Source organism: Pseudomonas sp. 3B-A001-10F (genome assembly GCF_056313565.1).
In genome coordinates this window covers 1-15,486 of the sequence record NZ_JBQYFW010000013.1, presented here as the reverse complement: position 1 = coordinate 15,486, position 15,486 = coordinate 1, and the positions used below count along the sequence as shown (strand labels likewise).

The window sequence follows — 15,486 nt, the reverse complement described above, 5'->3', positions numbered from 1 at the left end:
GATCACTCCTCAACAATCAAGGATGATTGGCCATGTCTCTCTCTCCCCTGCCTGCGGAAAACGCGGACAAAGGACGGCACTACGAATTCATCAAGTCCGCCGTCAACGACAACTTCAAAAGCGCCACCGTCACCCGGAGCCTCGCCTTGGCAGTTTCGCCGCTGAAGAACGAAGCCTGGTACACCAAAGCACCTTCCGCGTATCTGAACAAACTCGCTGCGGCCAACCTCAAGGCCTGGGGATCGCAGAACCAGGTTGATCATCTCTTGGCGAAAATCGATCTCCATGCCTTCGCCGAGCCGCTGCTCAAGGCAAAAATCAAGGAGCGGCACGGCATCGAGCCGGACGTCAAAAGCACCTTTCTGCGCCTGTACCTGCCCAAGGACAAACCGTGGTACGCCATCGACCTTTCCGCAGGCGTTGTGACCCGCACCGTCTCGCTGCTGGATGCCGCCCTGCACAATTTCGCCAGCAGTGAAACGGTCGACCATGGCTCGGACTACATCAGCGAGCCCGATGAGCGCGGTCTGTTCGATGTCGTACCGATCAAAAGCGCCATGCCCATCAGCCAGTTTCAGGCGCTGTGCCGCGATCTGGATATCGGCGCGCAGTATAAAAAACACCTGGAAAGTTACCTGCTGCCCGGCGAACCGCTGGCCGAGAGCGTGCTGCAGTACAAGGTCAACGAGAGTCAGAAGGACGCCCTCGCCGTCGCCGCACATTTGGCCCTGATCAAGGACGATATCCAGTACGACGCCTACAAAATGCTCTTGAGCCTGACCGAGGAAAAAACGCAACTGCTGCTCAATGGCCGCGCGATGCAGTGCGCTGACCTGTCACTGCTAGGCACCCGGCTGACCGGCATTCTGCTGCTGACGCACACGGCATCGGACAGCCGCGGTGTTCGACGCCTGATCGTCTACATTCCCCACGACCCGGATCACCCGGTCAAGGAGTACAACTCTCTGAAAGCCTTCCGGGAGGAGTTGGTGCGCCAGCTTCGTGAAGACCGATTCAGCGAGTGGACCGAACAGACCTACCGTCAGTTCTTCAGCCAGTTTGTCGACCATCAGCAGCGCGGGCATTTCTTTGCCGAGCTTGAGCAACGCCTGTTCATTGTCAGGTATCACCCGCGTCAGGATCCCACCGATCAGCAACCACCGTGGCGCAAGGACCCGCTGGACAATCCCAACCTGCAGTTCGGTCGGGTGAAACTGCAGGGCGATTACTGGCGCCACGCCTATCAGCAGAAGCTCAACAAGATCCTCAACGACGCCCGGGAGATCGCCGTCTCCACCGCCGACACCGACAGCAAGGCACGCTGGGCGTGGTGGGACAACTTCAAGAAAATCCTTTCGGACATTTTCAACGTGGCGCTGTTGATCGCCACACCATTCGTGCCGGGGCTGGGCGAATTGATGATGGCCTACACGGCCTACCAGCTGACCAGCGATGTGATCGAAGGCATCGTTGATCTGGCCGAAGGGCTTTGGCAGGACGCTGCCGGGCATGTCATCAGTGTGGTCACCGACATCATTCAGTTTGCCGCCTTCGCCGCCGGCGCGCAGATCGGCGAAACCTTTCGCGTCAAACTGTCATCGCTGGTAGACGGCATGAAACAGGTCAAGCTGCCCAATGGCAAAAACAGCTTATGGCACCCGGACCTGAGTCCCTACGAGCGCAATGAACTGATGCTCTCGCCCGGCGCCAAACCCGATCGCCATGGCCTGCATCAGTACCGCAACGAACACGTCCTGCCGCTGGAAGGTAAGCTGTATGTCGTCGAAAAGGCCACGACTGATGCGACGTCCAACACCCACCGTATCAAGCACCCGAGCCGCGCCAACGCCTACCGGCCGAAAATCGAACACAACGGCCACGGCGCCTGGGTGCATGAAGCGGAGACCCCGCACAACTGGCCGAATGACGCGCTGATGCGACGACTGGGCCACAGCGTCGAACGCTTTTCGCCCGCGGAACTTGAGCAGATCCGCATCGGCAGCGGCACCGATCACGACGCCCTGCGTCAGATGCATATCGACAACAGCCCGCCTCCGCCGCTGTTGGCCGACACAGTCAAGCGCTTCAGCGCCTACGACGATGTACTCACGGCGACTGCCGACATCCGCGCGGGCCGCCCGATCGATCCACAGGCCGTCTGGCTGGAACCGGTGTTGACCGGTTTGCCGGGCTGGCCTTACAGCAAAGCGCTGGAGGTGTTTGCCGATGCCAGCCTGAGCGGTTACTCGCGCAAGTACGGCAATCCACAGGCTGCGCCGGCGGAGACGTTGCGCATCAGCCTTAACGATCTGAATGCGGGCCAGTTGCCGGATCGCGTGACGAACTTCCTCACCAATGAAGAATTCAACCACCTGCTGGGCCCGGACATTGCCCCTGACCAACGCGTCGCGGCCTTGCGCAATCGGCTCGCCAATGCCGTCGATGAGCGCCGTGGCGACGTATCCCGTCATGTCTATCAAGCCGGGGAAAGATCAGATAAAGCCGACGTCAAAACCGTCAAACAGACCTTCCCCGACCTCCCGCTGCCGCTTGCCGAAAAACTCGTAGCCCAGGCCAGCCCCACCGAACTGCAAAGAATCGCCAAGGAAAAACGCCTGCCGTTACGCCTCAAGGTCCAGGCCCGCGAAATGGCCTTCGAAGCCTGCGCCACCCACGCCTACGAGGGCTTTTATCATGACGAGCTGATGACCGCAGACAGTGAACGCCTGGCCCTCAATACCCTCAGGCTCAACACCGACACCTTTGCCGATCTGCGTCTGGAAGTGCGCGACGGCACCTACGACGGACCACTGCGCTGCAGTGTCGGACCCGATGATGCAAGCGTCGTCAGGCGCCTGATCCGCAACGAACAGGGGCGCTATGAAGTGCTCGACGCAGGCAACCGCACGCTGCATGACGCGGATGATTTCTACGAGTCGATTCTGCAGGCCGTGCCTGCCGAAAAATTGCCAGCCGTGGGTTACCGGCACGGTCAGGGGCGCCCGCTGAAAAGTTGGATCATGGAAGAGGCCGCCGCCCCTGCGCAGCGCCGAACCGCGCTGGCGGAACCGCCGATCCGCCCAGTGGCGACGATCGAGACCGAAACGCTGGTGCGCGGTTGGCCGTGGTTTTGGGCTGAACCGACGCTGGAACAACGCGTCAGTACGCTCTACCCGAAAATGAACACAAGAGAGGTGAATGCCTTCATTGAAGTCTTGCGGCGCAAGAGCGACGGCAATGCAGTCGATGCCATCGCAAAGCTGGAAAGCGAACGCAAGGATTTGCACCGTAAATTACAGGCATCGCGTGAAAAACACCCCGCCGGCGTGGACGACGAGGGAAATCCGGGCTACGGAGCGTCCATGGATTACATGCAACTTGGCGGGAGGCACATAGAAGAAAGGTTAATTGAGTGTTTCGAGCGCAAAAGCGCGGGGTTCGACGAACAGATCCATCATCCAGAGCAAGGCTATACACTGGACCTGACCACTGAGTTGAACCGATATGATCTCGAATACTGGTGGGAAGAATTGCGCAAGCAACCCGGCATGAAGCAACACCTTGATCAGATCACCGCACTGAGGCTCAACAAGACATCCCTCTCGGCAAATCGCGACGGACTGCTCGGCAGCTTCCCTCATCTGCGCCAATTGAGCGCCCGTCAGTGCAATCTGAAAGAAATACCCTCCAGCATCGGCCAGATGCGTCAACTCGAGGATCTGGATCTGGCCGATAACCGCATCGACTTGACGTATCGCTCCAGCAAACAACTCGACGCACTGGTACGTCTGCGCACGCTAAACCTGAACGGCAATCCCTTGCGCATCCCCCCGGATGTCGGGCGAATGTACCGGCTGGAGGAGCTGAGCCTGGCTAACACCGACATCCAGACCTGGCCCAAGGGGCTGTTCAAGGTGGACAGCGTTGACCGGCAGCGACCGCGCAGTTTCATGCTCGACATGCGGGGGGCGCCAATCAATACCCTGCCCGAAGTCACGCCTGGCTCTGATCAGGCGTTTGTGCTCAGCCGCGCACGTTTCAGCCTGGAAAAACTGACCAATGAAGAGCGGAAGCGTTTTGGCGAGTATCGAGAGTCTTCACGCCTGGGTTTGGTGCAGGATTATTTTCCCGCCGCCAATGACGAACTCCGCCATTGGCAACTCGCTGCCGATGTGCCCGGCGGTTTCGGCCCGTCTTCGGCACTGAGCAAATATCGCGAAGAAACCTGGCATGACCTGATGGCCGAGCCGCACTCCGCCGGTTTTTTCAGCGTGATTGCCAAACAAAGAGAAAGCGCCGACTACCTGACGGAGCCCGCACGCCGCAAGCTGACCCAACGTGTCTGGGAAATGGTCGAAGCCGCCGCCCTCGATTCAGAGCTGCGCGAAAAACTGTTCAGACAGATTGTGTCCCCGGAGGACTGCGGCGATCTCGGTGCGCAATTGTTCAATTCACTGGGAATGAAAGTGCTGGTGTCCAAAGCCTATACAGCGCCGACATCGGCCCAGGTTCTGGATAACACCCTCGTACGCCTGGCCCGCAGTGCTGCGCGGCTGGACTTTGTGAGCGACGAGGCTCGCGTGGAGTACAGCAGCCAGGCGCAACAGAACCTGATCGATTCGAGGAAGCCTGCACCGGATGAAGTAGAGATTCATCTGGCACTCGAAACCGGCCTGGCGCAAAGACTGGAACTGCCTTGGCAATCGGAGGGCATGCGCTATCAGCCTCGATCCGGTGTCACTAACGCGGAGATCGAACTGGCTCACAGAATGATCATGAATCGGGAACAGGGCGACGGCTTGATCAATAAAATGATCAACCTGGCTTCAGACAACTTCTGGGAGCGTCATCTGCGCAAGACTCACCCGACACAATACGAGCGCAATGATCGTCTGTTCGAGAACAAACTCGAATGGGTCGAAGAGTTGAAGAAAATAAAAGCGCAGTGGGCTGACCTCAAGGATCCGGGTCAGATAAAACCACTGACGCAAAAACTGGAAAGTCTTGCGAACCAACTCGGCATTTCCGTGGCCGATGTACTCAAGGATGAGCCCTTGAGCCAAAGGCTGTACCAGGACCTGCAGAAACAAATCGGTTATCAGCGCGATGACCTTTCCCGACAATTGACCCGGGAGGCCATGAGAATCGCGAACCTCTGACGGCAGGCTTGCAAACCGGTCAGACCATCAAGGACTGGCCGGCCCCTGCGACAGCTTTTCGCCCCCCCATAGGCCCGGGCTTGCGTGCTCTGGGTCAGGCCAAACCGCGCTCATTCTGCACCCGGCGCCCTGGCGGTGAACATCAGCACCACCGTGCCTTGGTAATCCCCGGAGAGATACCCCCCTTCCGGCTCAATCGGATCGATCTTCAACGCCACGCGTTTGCTCCTGGCGGCTTCTTCCTCGGACAGCACCTGGCGCGGAGTGGCGTGCGAACTCAGCTCGACATCATTGAAAGAGACCCGCAGATCGATCACTCCGCCGGGGCGGCCATTATCCAGATAGGGGTCAAAGATCAAACGCGCTTCGATCGCGCTGCTGTCATGGTGCACATCGAAATTGCGCATCAGCCCGCTGAGGGTCGAGCGCTGATAGTCCCACTCAAGCCGCTGTGGCCGGTGAATCCAGTCTGGTTCTGCCGGAATGATATAGAACGGGCGGCTGGGAATGGTCAGGGACACTTCGAAGGTGTGCTCTTCGCGCGCGGCCCACGCCCCGGCGCCGGTCAGCGCAGTGGCGACCACCAGCGCGGCGGCGGTGCATTGCTTGATCATGTTGGTTACCCGATGGGTCAATGGAAAACAAACCTAGCGACTGGCGGTCTTCATGCTTTTTTTCTCGCTGCCTTCGATCAGGAAGAAGCGGTATTCGCGGCCCTTTTCCTTGTCAAAGGCAAAGGTCTTGCCCGCCAGCACGTGGTGTTTGGTGGTCGCGCCGCAGTCGCTTTCCTTGCTCAGTGAACAGCTCTTGAACTCATCGACAATCAGCACGGTGTTGCCATCGTTACGCAGTTCATAGCGTTTTTCGGTGTCATTGATGACGGTGGCAAAACGCGCGTCCTTCGGCCGCACAAAGAAGATCGTGCCGAACCCGGTCATTACGTTGACCCCGGCTGAAAGCGAGTTTTTGTAGTCTTCGCGCTCCTCGCTGCTGACCACGAACTCGTCTTCCTTTTCCGGCACCACCGGGACGAAGCGCACGCGGAAATAGCGCTCGCGATCGCGCTCGCCCATGTACAGCAAACGCGTACCCTGCATGCCCTGCGCCGGGACGATCAGCCGCGCCGGACTGGCCATCACGCCATTGCGTGAAGCGCCGTCGGCCGCGTTTTGCACGGGCACTTCCTGCGGCACGCCATCGGCGCCGTAGATGATCTCCAGCACATTGACCTTGACGAAAGCCGTGGCATCGCCGCTGTTGAATACGCGTTTCAGGTAAGTACTTTTATCGGCGTCGAGATAGTCGTAGACGGTGCCGACGTTGATTTGCGGGCCGGCCTGCGCCGTCAGGCAACACACGCTGAGCACGCCCAGCAGAAAACCACGTTTCATCGCGTTCAACTCCATGAAAATCGAAAAGGGCCAGACTGGAGCGCTCACGCATCCGAGTCCCAGATAATGGTGATGTTGCCGCGCAGCCGGTCGTTCTTTCCGGGGCGCAGGAGGAATTCGATCGCAAACGGGTCCAGCTCGAAATGCAGCGTGCCGCCCTTGCGCTCCACGTACATGTTTGGCTGGAACGGCCCCATCCAACTGTTGAAATGCAGTGGAATTTTGCTGACGGGGCCACCGCCGGGGCCGTCGATTCCCGCAGGCAAGGACATCGAGACCTTGACCTGAACGGAATCGCCCGAAGGGCTGCCGAGGTTGCAGTACGCCCCGCCCTGGGAACTGCACAGCATCATCACCTTGAAGCGCGAAGATGCCGAGATGAAGAACGGTTGGTCGCGGAAGATCCGCGACGGCTTGCGCCCGCTGTCGATCCACGGCGCCCATCCGCCTTCGGGTTCCAGCGACACTTTGTTGCCACCCGGCGGGAGATCGACTTTGAGGGTGTGCTGTACGTCCAGTACGAAGTCGAGGGTCAGGTTGGAGTCATCAGGTTGAAAACTCTGGCCCATATCGAAATCGCCGCCATTGCCCAGGCGGTAGCTCAGTGACCCGGTGTAAAGGCCCGATGACATGCCCAACGGATTTGGCGTGCGCAGTTCATAGGCGAAGTCGAGGGTATCGAAGTACATGGACGGAATGGTCGCCAGGGTCTTTTTGACACAGAGGTCTTCGACAGGGGTTTTCCAGAAAAACCGGTAGTCGGTCGGGGAGTAAGCGCCGACGCCGCTGTACAGGCACGGCGGGGACGCATACACCCAACTGCTGCCTTCCCAGAGCCGTTGATGGCCGAGCAATGGATCGCTCACTCCGACCAGTTCGTGGGCCGGCTGGCTCAGGACGTATTTGGAACCGACGCCCGTAATACGCACTTCCACGGTTTCCGTTTCCATCGTATCGGTATTGGTTACTGTCAATCGGCGCCAATTGGCGGGCACCTTTATGCCGACGCCCCAATTGGGCGGGAGGGTCAGGGTGGAGTTGAACCGGACCGGCGTCTGAATGCTGAACATCGAGTTTTCCGCGCATTGATCCGGATAAGTCGCGCAGTAACCGCTGTTGGGGGTCTGGTTGACGAACACGTTCTTGCCCGGCTGCGAAGAGTCCGGCTGAAACAACGCGCGGATCTCGTGGCTGGCCGCCTGCGCCGAGGACACACCCAGCGCCAGTGCCAGCGCACAACCACCTGTCATCATTTTCATAAGATCAACCTGCCTTCTGTTCGGTGGAGGTAGCGTCAGCGAGGGTGTCCGGCGTGCAGCGCAGATCGCCGATCATCAGCACATTGTTTTCGCTGCGATGGTCGGACTCGTTGAGGCGGAACTGGCAGAGCAACTGGTTGCCCTGACGCACTTCCAGGGTCGGTGAACCGGCATTCATTTCCATCGAGAAGAACCCGTCGACTTCGCTCACCCCACGGCTGGCGTGGTTGATCACGTGGTGGCCCTTGAGCGGCCGTCCCTGGCCATCCACCAGTCGGCCGAGCACGGTGATGGTTTTCATCACGCGGACCTTGCGGTACTCCACGCCGCCCTTGTTCAGGTGATAGCGGGTGCGCGGCGGTTCGATGGATGCGGCCGGCACGTGGTTGCCCTCGAAGTCGAAACTCACCGAGCTGTTCTGGTACGCGGTGATCGGGATGAAATTGCGCCCCGGCTTCAACGCCGCACCGCCACCGCTGAAATCATCGGCCCGCAGGACGATGTCCTCGATGTCCGACTCGACATCGACAATCAGCCCGGCGCCACGCACTTCGGTCTGACTGGTCATGAGCATCTGCTGCGCACCGACCACCAGCGTGCTGTCGAGGTTGAGGCCGCCGGTGAAATTGCCGTTGTAGGAGGAGCGCTGAATAAAGCCGTCACCATTGACCGCGTCGGTGCGGAAGTTGGCCAGGCTGGCGACGCCCACCCCGTAGGTGTCGGTGAGTGCCGTGACCGACACGTTCTGCAAGACGTGATCCCGGAAATCCTTGCGCCAGCCGAGCGAGGCGTTGTTGTCACGCGCACCGTCACGGGCCGTGCGTGAGCCGATACTGCCGCTGATCTGCTGACCGGGGGCGCCGAGTGCCATGTTGATGCTCAGGTCGACCCCGCGGTTGCGCGCATCGCCGCTGCTGAAACTGCCCGGCCGATCAAAAATCGACAGGCGCCAACTGGCATCGCTGCCCAGCACCATCGTGCGCTGCGTCCAGCCCAGATCGACGCCCATGCCTTCGACATTGCCCTCGCTGTGCGAGACCCGCGCGTTGACCGAACTCTTGCTGCTGAGGCGATGGTTGAGCGCCAGCGAGGAATTGCTGGTCTGGCCGATGAACACATTGCGCGGGCGCACCCGGGTGCCGTCCGGCAACGTGTCGTAGGTATTGGTGGTGTCGAGCCAACTGCGGTTATGGCTGACGACAAGACTGCCGGCGCCGTAGTTGTAGAGGCTTTGCAGATCGAGACCGGTGCCGTAATCCTCGGTCTTGTAGACGTTGGCGTAGAGGCTGATGTGATTGGCCAGGGTCCAGTCGATGGACGTGCCGTATTGCAGTTTTTCGCGAATCTGCCGTGCCGACAGCCCGAGGATGACGCGCGGATGCAACAGGTAATTCAGCGAGGCACCTGCGGTCGGGCTGCCGCTGGCCTGGGTGTCCCAGTTGCTCAGCAGTTTCTGTTCTTCGCCGGCAAAGACGTTGTAGCGCCAGCGCTCGTCGAGGTTGCGCCAGTTGTTGGGCTTGTACACCAACTCCTGAGTAGTGGAGGTGATCTGGCCGTCCTCGATCAGCCGGACTTCCACTTCATAAATGCCACCGGGCAGCGGCCGGGTGTCGAGGGTCTGCAAACCGGCCGGCACCGATTGGGTATTGATCAGCAGGCCATCGCGCCAAATCTCCACCGAACCCTGGCGGTTGGCGGTGACATAGATCGGATAAACGCTGGGCATCGGGCTGTTGATGGCCAGGCTGTCGGAGCTGCCGTACATCACGCCGACGGCGGTGTCGGGACTGCTGCCGAACGTGCGCGGCTGGCGCGTCAGCCCTTCGGAATTGGGGGTGAAATAGCCCAGGCGGAAAAAACTGCCTTGCAGTTCGCGCTGAGTGTGCAGCTCTTGAACGGAGTGAAAAAGCTTGTCGTCCGGACCGCCGAGACGGGCCACTTGCAGATTCAGTGTCTGACTCCAGCTGCCCAGACTTGAGCTGGCTTCGAGGCCGAAACGCCCGCCGAGATCCTGATCCTGGCCGCCATTGAGGTTGAGCTGGTTACGCACCATCAAGCCATGACTGCCACCATCAGGCTGTTCGAAGTACCGCTTGGCTTCAACGTCGCGTTCGGCATTTTCGGTGAGAATCGAGACCAGCGAGTTTTCCAGGTTGTAATGCACCGCCAGAAACTGGTCCGGGCAGGAACCGCTGCACGCACCCAAGGGCACGCCGGGTTTCAGATAGCTCGCCCATTTTTCCCGCTCGGCGGGGCCAAAACGATTTTCGCTGGTGTCAGTGAATTCGAGCAGGGTGAGGCGATCGTCGCGGGACAACACCACCATGGCCTCACCCAGTGGTTGCTGATCGACTTCGACCCGTACCGCCAGCGGCACATCAAAGAAATGCTCCTCGAAATCCGCCGGCAAACCCTTGGCCTGCGCCAGCAGACTGCGGGGTGTGGTGCCGGTGGAGTTGGAAGCCACAGCTGCGCTGGCACAAAACAACAGCGCAAGCGCAGCCGCGATGGGTGTCATCGGGAACATGAACGCGTACTCGGATAACAAACAATGGAAGTCCGTCGAGGCAAACAAATCGTCAGCCCCGACGGTCAAGCGTCAACATTGAAGTTGGGCTTAGTGCCTGATCGATCGATCAAGTGACTGCTGTTATGGCGTCACGGCGTCGAAGATCATCGCCACGGCCCCGGTGTAATCACCTGGCTGGAAGTTGTTGCCCACCGCGCTAATGTTCAGCGGCGCACGGTAGTTGACGTCGGACTCGGCTTCACCCACGACCAGTTGCGGAGTCAGGGTCAGTTCCTTGTTGTTGAACAGCACGCGCAGTTCGATAGAAGTACTGCCCGAGATCAGTTTTGGCAGGCTCTCGAGGCTGGCGTGTACCGAGCCGTTATTGTTGCGCACGTCGAAGAAGCCATTGACGTCGCGCATCTTGCCGGTGGTTGGCTGATAGCTCATGTCCTGGTCCTTGTTGACCAGATCCGGATCGGTCGGCACCACATAGAAACCGTTGGTCGGCACATGCGCGACAAGGCTGATCGAGTGCGACGCTTCACCAGCGGCGAATGCGCCAGTGGAACCCAGTGCCAGAAGAGCCAGTGGAGCGGCGATTGCGAGTTTCTTGAACATCGTTATGTACCTGTTTTCTTGATAGGGGGATGAACATTGAAAGTTCAGGTAAATCATTGCCCGAGTTGAGCCAGATCAACTTGAACGTTCAACGCCTAGGCATCATCGACTGTTGCCTCTGGAAAGTAAGCAAGCAACTTCCGATAACCTCGTAGTTAAACAACCCCATGACCCGCCAGAAAAAAGAACAAAATAACGATATTCGAAACAGTAACTGTAAGTTATCCCCTACAGACAGTTTAAATTAAAAAACCATACAGCAACTTCGCCCCGACAGTACGGCAACTCAGAGTCATTTAGAACATATACTCTACATCAAATAGAGTGATGACTTTAACTTTCAAGTTATCGCTGACTTACACCCCCCTGAAAAATCATCGCTTGCATTGGCGGGTGGGCTGCCGCTCGTCAGCCGAGGTCGCGACGCGGGGAAAAACGTCTTGCGCAGACCTTAAGATATATCTTAAGTTGTATCTAAACACGACGAGAGAAGACCGAAATGAGAGACCATCATTCCCCCCACCGCGAACACGGCGACGGCCGTGACGGCTTCGAGAAGCGCCCCGGGCGTGAGCGCGGCGGCCGTGGCCCACGGGTATTCGCCCCCGGTGACCTGAAATTGCTGCTGCTGGCGCTGGTGGCCGAACAGCCGTGCCACGGCTACGACCTGATCCGCCAGATCGAAGGCATGTTCGACGGCGCGTACAGCCCCAGCCCCGGGGTGATCTACCCGACCCTGACCTTTCTCGAAGAGAGCGAACTGATCACTGGCGACGCCGAGGGCGGTAAAAAACGCTACAGCGTCACCGAGGCCGGACGTTTATCACTCAGTGAGCAAGCGGTCGCGCTGGACGGCGTGCGCATGCGGATCGATGTGAGCAAACGCTCACTACGTGGCCATGATCGGCCGCCGGAAATCCACGAAGCCGTGCACAACCTGCGCCATGCCCTGCAAATGCACCACGGCCGCTGGAGCGCCGCAGAAATCCTGCGCGTGCGTGACCTGCTTAACGACACCGCCAAAGCCATCGTCGACGGCCCTGCCGTTCAACCTGCCCCGGAGAAAGCCGAATGACTGCAGTCGATACCCAAACCATTCACCGTGTGATGCACGAAATCAAACGCCGCAAGCTTGAGGTGTTGCGTGTGGTCGACCTGACCCCGCGCATGCGCCGCATTACCCTCGGCGGGCCGGAGCTGGCCGGGTTTATCAGCCTGGGCACTGACGATCACGTCAAACTGTTGTTCCCGCAGAACGCCGAACAAGCCGCCGCGCTGGAGACCATGGTGCTCGGCGCCGGCAAGGACGATGGACCAAAACCGGAAATGCGTGATTACACGCCGCGTCGCTACGACCTCGATGCGCTGGAACTGGACATCGATTTTGTTCTGCACGGTGACGGCCCTGCTTCGACCTGGGCTGAGCAAGCCAAGCCAGGACAATTCCTGCACATCGGCGGCCCGCGCGGCTCGATGATCGTCCCGGATATTTTCGACAGCTACTTGCTGATCGGTGACGAAACCGCCCTGCCCGCCATCGCCCGCCGCCTCGAAGGCCTGGCGGCCAACCGCAAGGCCTTGGTGGTGATCGAAGTGGAAAACGGCGCCGAACAGCAAGTGCTCGAAAGCGCGGCGCAGGTCAATGTGATCTGGGTACTGCGCGAAGGTAGCAAGGACAACCTGCTGGCGACGGTGAAGCAACTGCAGGTGCCTAAAGGCAATCTGTATGCGTGGGTGGCGACCGAAACGAAAGTTTCACGGCAGATTCGCCGGGTGCTGATCGATGAGCATGGGCTGGATGAACAGCTCATCAAAGCCGTCGGCTACTGGCGCGCCGAGGGCACTGAAGAAGAGTGATATCCCTTGTAGGAGTGAGCCTGCTCGCGATAGCGGAGTGTCAGTCAATAAATTTGTAACTGATCCACCGCCATCGCGAGCAGGCTCACTCCTACAGGTGCTTTAACTTCGTGCAAGCCTCCAGCGGTCGAGGCTGATGACCAGCAAGCCAATCCCCACAAACCCCAGCAATATCCCCCCGGCATTCAGCAGCACCTGTGGATAACCCAACAGCGCCACATCAATGAACGGATACGCATACGCGCCGAGCAGATGCCCGCGCAGCAAGGCGTAGATGAAATACACCAGCGGATAGATCAGCCACACCGGCAGATGCCCCAACCGCAGCGTACCTTTCGGTACGCAGAGCCACCAATAGCCAAGAAACAGCAGCGGCATCACGTCGTGCAGCAACTCGTCAGCAATAAATTGCCAGCCTTCCGGGTGCCACAAATGCCGCAGCAAAAGGCTATAGGCAAGCCCGACCACAGCAATGCTCACGGCAATTCCGCTACTGACCCACGGCTGCAAAAACCAGCGGCGCGCGGCGGATTCGCGAGCGGTCACGGCACAGGTCAGCACCGTCGCCACCAGCGTGTTGGTCAGAATCGTGAAGTAGCTGAAAAAGCTCACCAGCCCGCCCAACAGGCTGGCGCCGACGCTTAAACGTGCGAAGAAAATCAGATAAAGCTGAATGCCCAACCCCGCCCAGCCCAATATGGCTGCGCAGGTGATCAGGCGGCGGCGCCAACAACCGGTATGCATTTCAGAGCGGTCGCTTGGTGCGCATCAATTTCACGTACAGACGCTCGACCTTTTCGCGCGCCCATGGCGTTTTACGCAGGAACGTCAGGCTCGACTTGATGCTCGGATCACTCTTGAAGCAGCGAATATCGATGCGCTCGGCCAATCCCGACCATTCGTAATGGCTCACCAGTGCATTGAGGATCTGTTCAAGGGTGACGCCGTGCAGCGGATCGGGAGTTTGTTCGTTCATGCCAGGCCTTTGGGCGAAGTGAAAATGCGGAAGCCGCGCACCTTAGCCGAGGGGCTGACCGGGTGGAAGGCCTGACTTCAAATGTAGGCCAACCTGGAAAGATCGCAGGCCACGACCCGGCCGACAATGCGCCCGTTTGCCGCACTGTTACCGAATCCGAAACGCTGCATGTTCACAAAAGGCCTTTGTCTTTTTGTAACAGATCTTTATCCTGCCGCCCTTCCGCTGAATCGCTTCACTGCCTGCGACATATTGAAGCGCTCGAATTGCACCCCGAAAACACCAAAAAAAGACTGAGCCATGCCCGATTTTTCCTTCTCCCGAGACAGCGCTATCTCAACCCTGCGCACCCTTGGCGGCTTTACCGCCCTCGGCCTCGCCACTTGCGTTCAAGCGGCGCCCGCGTTCGACAGTGAATCACCGTACATGCTCGGTGACTGGAACGGCACGCGCACCGAACTCTCGGAAAAAGGCTACGACTTCAAGCTCGATTACACCGGCGAAATGGGCAGCAACCTGCACGGCGGCTACGACCACGACCGCACTGCGCGCTATAGCGATCAGTTCGGCCTGGGCACGCACGTGGACTTGCAAAAGATCCTCGGCTGGGACGACGCCGAATTTCAACTGACCATCACCAAGCGCAGCGGCAACAACATCAGCAACGACCGCATCAACGATCCGCGCGTTGGCGGCTTCACCTCGGCCCAGGAAGTCTGGGGCCGTGGCCAGACCACGCGCCTGACGCAGATGTGGTATCAGCAGAAATTCTTCGATCAGAAACTCGACATCAAGGTCGGTCGCTTCGGTGAAGGCGAAGACTTCAACAGCTTCCCGTGCGACTTCCAGAACCTGGCGTTCTGCGGCTCGCAGGTCGGCAACTGGGTCGGCGGCATCTGGTACAACTGGCCGGTCAGCCAATGGGCGCTGCGCGTCAAATATCACCTGACCCCAGAGCTGTACGCACAGGTCGGCGCTTACGAGCAGAACCCGTCGAACCTCGATCGCGGCAACGGTTTCAAACTCAGCGGCAGCGGCACCCAGGGCGCGATCCTGCCGATCGAACTGGTGTGGACGCCGAAACTCAACGGCCTGCCGGGCGAATACCGTGCCGGTTACTACTACAGCAACGCCAACGCCAGCGACGTCTATAAAGACAGCCACGGCCAACCGGCGGCCCTGAGCGGCGAAGCCTATCGCAGCGCGTCGAGCAAACACGGCGTGTGGCTGGGTATTCAGCAGCAAATCACCAGCGTGGCCAGCGATAACGCGCGCGGCTTGAGCGTGTTCGCCAATGGCACCATGCACGACAAGAAAACCAACGCGATCGACAACTACGTGCAGGCCGGCATCACCTACAAAGGCCCGTTCGATGCGCGCGCCAAGGATGACATCGGTTTCGCCCTCGCCCGCGTGCACGTCAACCCGGCCTTCCGCAAAAACGCCGAAGCCAGCAACCGCGCCAACGCCGTGTACGACTACGACGATCCGTCCTTCCTGCCGCCGCAAGACACCGAATACAGCGCCGAGCTGTATTACGGCGTGCACGTGACCAACTGGCTGACCGTACGCCCGAACCTGCAATACATCCGCCACCCCGGTGGCGTGAACAACGTCGACGACGCCCTGATCGGCGGGATCAAGATCCAGTCCTCGTTCTAAAGATTTACGTAAATCCATTGTAGGAGTGAGCCTGCTCGCGATAGCGGTGTTT

General features: G+C 59.3%; 11 protein-coding genes. 4 read left to right on the top strand and 7 right to left on the bottom strand.

Features of this window, described 5'->3' with window-relative positions:
- The first annotated feature begins 32 nt into the window (after positions 1-32).
- Complete coding sequence (locus tag AC0ZWN_RS14185) at positions 33-5,159, top strand: dermonecrotic toxin domain-containing protein (protein ID WP_476335472.1); 5,127 nt, start codon at positions 33-35, stop codon at positions 5,157-5,159.
- A gap of 110 nt (positions 5,160-5,269) precedes the next feature.
- On the opposite strand, the gene AC0ZWN_RS14180 is transcribed toward AC0ZWN_RS14185, so the two are convergent.
- From AC0ZWN_RS14180 to AC0ZWN_RS14160, 5 genes are all read right to left on the bottom strand, one after another.
- Complete coding sequence (locus AC0ZWN_RS14180) at positions 5,270-5,773, bottom strand: CS1 type fimbrial major subunit (RefSeq protein WP_175559563.1); 504 nt, start codon at positions 5,771-5,773, stop codon at positions 5,270-5,272.
- 33 nt (positions 5,774-5,806) lie between these two features.
- A complete protein-coding gene (locus AC0ZWN_RS14175; protein WP_093430612.1) occupies positions 5,807-6,550 on the bottom strand; it encodes a pilus assembly protein in 744 nt (247 codons plus the stop codon).
- A gap of 44 nt (positions 6,551-6,594) precedes the next feature.
- Positions 6,595-7,809, bottom strand: a complete 1,215-nt coding sequence (locus tag AC0ZWN_RS14170; protein WP_093430613.1) for a hypothetical protein — start codon at positions 7,807-7,809, stop codon at positions 6,595-6,597.
- A 4-nt stretch (positions 7,810-7,813) separates the two neighbouring features.
- On the bottom strand, positions 7,814-10,336 hold the full coding sequence (locus AC0ZWN_RS14165) for a CS1-pili formation C-terminal domain-containing protein (protein WP_476335471.1): 2,523 nt from the start codon (positions 10,334-10,336) through the stop codon (positions 7,814-7,816).
- A gap of 123 nt (positions 10,337-10,459) precedes the next feature.
- Entirely contained in the window at positions 10,460-10,939 is a 480-nt protein-coding gene (locus AC0ZWN_RS14160) for a CS1 type fimbrial major subunit (RefSeq protein WP_099757076.1), read from the bottom strand.
- A gap of 499 nt (positions 10,940-11,438) precedes the next feature.
- Between AC0ZWN_RS14160 and AC0ZWN_RS14155 the strand changes: the two genes are divergently transcribed.
- Together AC0ZWN_RS14155 and AC0ZWN_RS14150 are read left to right on the top strand one after the other, a co-directional pair.
- Positions 11,439-12,014, top strand: a complete 576-nt coding sequence (locus tag AC0ZWN_RS14155) for a PadR family transcriptional regulator (protein WP_093430616.1) — start codon at positions 11,439-11,441, stop codon at positions 12,012-12,014.
- Entirely contained in the window at positions 12,011-12,796 is a 786-nt protein-coding gene (locus tag AC0ZWN_RS14150; RefSeq protein WP_476335470.1) for a siderophore-interacting protein, read from the top strand. Before AC0ZWN_RS14155 ends, AC0ZWN_RS14150 begins: the two co-directional genes overlap by 4 nt.
- A 102-nt stretch (positions 12,797-12,898) precedes the next feature.
- Here the strand turns inward: AC0ZWN_RS14150 and AC0ZWN_RS14145 are convergent, their stop codons facing one another.
- Both AC0ZWN_RS14145 and AC0ZWN_RS14140 read right to left on the bottom strand, forming a co-directional pair.
- The gene (locus AC0ZWN_RS14145) at positions 12,899-13,540 is read right to left on the bottom strand and encodes a Pr6Pr family membrane protein (protein WP_476335469.1); all 642 of its coding nucleotides are present in this window, start codon (positions 13,538-13,540) and stop codon (positions 12,899-12,901) included.
- Position 13,541: 1 nt separating this feature from the next.
- Positions 13,542-13,772: a VF530 family protein gene (locus AC0ZWN_RS14140; RefSeq protein WP_007916799.1), complete on the bottom strand. Its 231-nt coding sequence runs from the start codon at positions 13,770-13,772 to the stop codon at positions 13,542-13,544.
- A gap of 300 nt (positions 13,773-14,072) precedes the next feature.
- On the opposite strand from AC0ZWN_RS14140, the gene AC0ZWN_RS14135 reads away from it, so the two are divergent.
- Positions 14,073-15,434 carry a carbohydrate porin gene (locus AC0ZWN_RS14135; protein ID WP_476335468.1) on the top strand — a complete coding sequence of 454 codons (1,362 nt, stop codon included), beginning with the start codon at positions 14,073-14,075 and terminating at the stop codon, positions 15,432-15,434.
- Positions 15,435-15,486 lie beyond the last annotated feature (52 nt).

Bases quoted from the DNA above. Each gene is read 5' to 3' on its own strand.
- AC0ZWN_RS14185 (WP_476335472.1), top strand. From the start codon at position 33: ATGTCTCTCTCTCCCCTGCCTGCGGAAAACGCGGACAAAGGACGGCAC.
- AC0ZWN_RS14180 (WP_175559563.1), bottom strand. From the start codon at position 5,773: ATGATCAAGCAATGCACCGCCGCCGCGCTGGTGGTCGCCACTGCGCTG.
- AC0ZWN_RS14175 (WP_093430612.1), bottom strand. From the start codon at position 6,550: ATGAAACGTGGTTTTCTGCTGGGCGTGCTCAGCGTGTGTTGCCTGACG.
- AC0ZWN_RS14170 (WP_093430613.1), bottom strand. From the start codon at position 7,809: ATGAAAATGATGACAGGTGGTTGTGCGCTGGCACTGGCGCTGGGTGTG.
- AC0ZWN_RS14165 (WP_476335471.1), bottom strand. From the start codon at position 10,336: ATGTTCCCGATGACACCCATCGCGGCTGCGCTTGCGCTGTTGTTTTGT.
- AC0ZWN_RS14160 (WP_099757076.1), bottom strand. From the start codon at position 10,939: ATGTTCAAGAAACTCGCAATCGCCGCTCCACTGGCTCTTCTGGCACTG.
- AC0ZWN_RS14155 (WP_093430616.1), top strand. From the start codon at position 11,439: ATGAGAGACCATCATTCCCCCCACCGCGAACACGGCGACGGCCGTGAC.
- AC0ZWN_RS14150 (WP_476335470.1), top strand. From the start codon at position 12,011: ATGACTGCAGTCGATACCCAAACCATTCACCGTGTGATGCACGAAATC.
- AC0ZWN_RS14145 (WP_476335469.1), bottom strand. From the start codon at position 13,540: ATGCATACCGGTTGTTGGCGCCGCCGCCTGATCACCTGCGCAGCCATA.
- AC0ZWN_RS14140 (WP_007916799.1), bottom strand. From the start codon at position 13,772: ATGAACGAACAAACTCCCGATCCGCTGCACGGCGTCACCCTTGAACAG.
- AC0ZWN_RS14135 (WP_476335468.1), top strand. From the start codon at position 14,073: ATGCCCGATTTTTCCTTCTCCCGAGACAGCGCTATCTCAACCCTGCGC.